The 3,530-nt window shown below is 69.6% G+C and carries 4 protein-coding genes; all 4 read right to left on the reverse strand.

Annotation, left to right across the window (positions count from 1 at the left end):
• Positions 1–641: NADH-quinone oxidoreductase subunit J (locus FRW57_RS18995; protein WP_152186764.1), on the reverse strand; the 641-nt coding region annotated here is incomplete at its 3' end.
• Complete coding sequence (gene nuoI, locus FRW57_RS19000; RefSeq protein ID WP_202911430.1) at positions 638–1,300, reverse strand: NADH-quinone oxidoreductase subunit NuoI; 663 nt, start codon at positions 1,298–1,300, stop codon at positions 638–640. The genes nuoI and FRW57_RS18995, both read right to left, overlap by 4 nt.
• Complete coding sequence (gene nuoH, locus FRW57_RS19005; protein WP_420853267.1) at positions 1,293–2,675, reverse strand: NADH-quinone oxidoreductase subunit NuoH; 1,383 nt, start codon at positions 2,673–2,675, stop codon at positions 1,293–1,295. The genes nuoI and nuoH overlap by 8 nt, the downstream gene beginning before the upstream one ends.
• A 2-nt stretch (positions 2,676–2,677) precedes the next feature.
• On the reverse strand, positions 2,678–3,530 hold an 853-nt coding region (locus tag FRW57_RS19010), incomplete at its 5' end, for a molybdopterin dinucleotide binding domain-containing protein (RefSeq protein WP_152186766.1).

Here is a 3,530-nt window from a genome sequence, read left to right on the forward strand (position 1 = left end):
AGCAGCGCCGGGGTGTCCACCGCGTTGTGCCGGGCGTAGACACCGGGCGCGGGCAGGCCGGCCACGTGCTGTCCGCGGCGGAAGCGGCGCTCGGCCCACTCGCGCTGGGTGCGCTTCGGGGTGAGCCGCTCCCGGTGGGCGAGCACCATCGCCCCGAGCGCGGCGGTGATCAGCAGCGCGCTGGTGACCTCGAAGACCCAGACGTACTTGCCGAAGATCAGGTCGGCCATGCCCGACACGTTGCCGCCGGAGTTGGCCTGGGCCAGACCGACCGGCTTGCCGAAGGTGACGGATCCGACGGTGCTGGTCAGCAGCACCGCCAGTCCGACGGCGAGGACGAACGCGGCCCACTTCTGTCCCTTGATCGTCTCGACCAGGGAGTCGGACGAGTCGACGCCGACCAGCATGACGACGAACAGGAACAGCATCATGACCGCGCCGGTGTAGACGAAGATCTGGATGATGCCGAGGAAGTCGGCCTGTTGGGCGATGTAGAAGATGCCCAGGCAGACCATGACCAGGGCGGTGCCCATGGCCGCGTGCACGGCCTTCTTGGCGAAGATCAACCCGAGGGCGCCGAACACGGTGATCGGGGCCAGGATCCAGAAGAGGACCGCCTCCGACGTGCCGGTTCCGTTCACTTGGTGACACCACCTTCCAGGTGGCCCGCGACAGGCTGCGCCGTGGTGTCGTCGTTCGCCGCGTCCGCCGCTTCGTCCTGGTCCCGGACCCACGCCTCCTGCTCCGGGGTGGCCTTCTCGACCTTGCCGCGGTAGTAGTCGCGCTCGGTCGTCCCGGCCACCATCGGGTGCGGCGGCTGCAGCATGCCCTGCCGCAACGGGGCGAGCAGCTGGTCCTTCTCGAAGATCAGGTCACCACGGTTGTCGTCCGCGAGCTCGTACTCGTTGGTCATCGTCAGGGCCCGCGTCGGGCAGGCCTCGATGCAGTAGCCGCAGAAGATGCAGCGCAGGTAGTTGATCTGGTAGACGCGGCCGTAGCGCTCCCCCGGGGAGAACCGGCCCGCGCCTCCCTCGGTGTCGTCGTTGTCGGCGCCCTCCACGAAGATGGCATCCGCCGGGCAGGCCCACGCGCACAGCTCGCAGCCGACGCACTTCTCGAGCCCGTCGGGGTGGCGGTTGAGCTGGTGCCGCCCGTGGTAGCGCGGCTGGGTGGGTCGCTTCTCCTCGGGGTACTCCTCCGTCGCGACCTTGCGGAACATCGTCGCGAAGGTGACGCCGAACCCACCGACCGGCGCGAACAGGTCGGAGAGGAAGTAGTCACGCTGCTTGTCGTCAGCCACTGGTGTCCTCCGAAGTGGTCGGGCTGGGCGAGCTGGCTGCCACCGGCTCGGGGAGCGCGGGAGCCGCGTCCACACGCTCCGGCTCGCGCAGGGTCTGGCCGGGCATGGGCGGGATCGGGTGGCCGCCCGCGAACGGGTCGATCTCCTCCGGCAGTGGCCGGTCCGCCGCTTCCTCGGCCGCGGCCCGTTGGCCGTCCCACACCCATGAGGCCGCCAGGGCGATCGCCCCGATGACACCCACCACGATGATCGTCGCCCGCCAGGTGTTGTCACCCAGGAAGGACAGCTGCGCGCCGCGGATGAAGGCCACCGCCACCACCCACAACAGGGTGCCCGGGATCAGGAACTTCCACCCGAACCGCATGAACTGGTCATACCGCACCCGCGGCAGCGAACCACGCAGCCACACGAAGAAGAACATGAACAGCCACAGCTTGATGAGGAACCACAGCAGGCCCCACCAGCCCTGGTTGAACATCCCGTCGTTGATCGCCGCGATCCCCGGAGGCGCCTGCCACCCGCCGAGGAACAGCGTGGTGGCCAGGGCCGAGACGGTGAACATGTTGACGTACTCGCCCAGGAAGAACATGGCGAACTTCAGTGAGCTGTATTCCGTGTGGAACCCACCGGTCAGCTCGCCCTCGCCCTCGGCGAGGTCGAACGGCAACCGGTTGGTCTCCCCCACCATGGTGATCACGTAGACGATGAACGAGAAGAACGCCGGGATGATGTACCAGAGACCGCTCTGGCTCGCGACGATCTGGCTGGTCGACATCGAGCCCGCGTAGATGAACACCGCCACCAGGGCCAGACCCATCGCGATCTCATAGGAGATCACCTGTGCGGTCGAGCGGAGCCCGCCGATCAGCGGATAGGTCGAGCCCGAGGACCAGCCCGCCAGGATGGTGCCGTAGACACCCACCCCCGCGACCGCCAGCACCAGCAGCACCGCCACCGGGGTGTCGGTCAGCTGCAGCGGGGTGCGGTGCCCGAACATCGACACCTCACCGCCGAGCGGGATGATCGCGAAGGACACGAACGCCATCGACCCGGCGATGATCGGCGCGAGCACGAACATGATCTTGTCCGCGTTCTTCGGCGTCAGGTCCTCCTTGAGCGCCAGCTTCACGCCGTCGGCCAACGTCTGCAGCAGCCCGAACGGGCCCGTCCGGTTGGGGCCCGGCCGCTGCTGCATCCGGCCGATCACGCGCCGCTCGAACCAGATCACGATCAGCGTCTGCACCAGCAGGATGACGAAGAGGAACAGGGCCTTGATCAGCGACAGCCACCACGGGGTGTCGCTGAAGTCGGCCACGGGGTTGTCGGTGGTCGGCACCAGGGCCTGGACCGCGCTGAGGTCGAGTGCTCCGACCATGCTCATTCCGGGGCCCCCTCACCCTTGTTGAGCGTGACCACGGCACCGGCGTCGACACCGAGCATCGAGCGCACCGCGGACCCGGGAGAGTTGGTGGGCAGCCAGACCACGTGGTCGGGCATGTCCGTGATCGCGACGGGCAGGCTGATCCGGCCCGTGTCGGTGGAGACCGTCAGGACCCAGCCCTCGGCGAGGCCGACTGCCGCTGCCGTCGCCGCCGAGACCCGCGCCACCGGACGCGGCGCCGTGCCGGCCAGGAACGGCTCACCGTCCTGCATGCGCCCGGCGTCGAGCAGGGTGTGCCAGGTGGCGAGGACGGCTTCCCCCTCCCTGAGCGCCGGCGGGTCGACCGGCTCGCGCGAGGGCAACGGTGCCCGCGCGCCGGTCCACGGTCCGACCGCGCGCATCTCGGCGCGGGTGGAGTCGACCGTGCGCGTGCCGAGGAACTCACCGAGCTCTGCTGCGAGCAGGTCGAGCACGCGGTAGTCGCTCATGTTGTTGCTCGACAGGGCACGCTCGAAGGGACGCACGCGTCCCTCCCAGTCGACGAAGGCGCCGGGCTTCTCCTGGTGGGCCGCCACCGGCAGCACCACGTCCGCGTAGGGCGTGACGGGGCTCTCACGCAGGTCGAGCGACACCACGAAGGTGCGCTCCAGCGCGGCGCGGGCCGCCCGGGGGTCGGGCAGGTCGTCAGGATCCACGCCACCGACCAGCAGGGCCCCGATCTCGCCGGACCCGGCAGCCGCAACCATCGCGGCGGTGTCGCGACCGGGTCGTGCGGGCAGTTCGGGGACGCCCCAGGTGGCAGCGAGCTCGGTGCGGGCCGAGGGGTCGGCGACCGGACGGCCACCGGGC

Source organism: Segeticoccus rhizosphaerae (assembly GCF_009192725.1).
GTDB lineage: Bacteria > Actinomycetota > Actinomycetes > Actinomycetales > Dermatophilaceae > Segeticoccus > Segeticoccus rhizosphaerae.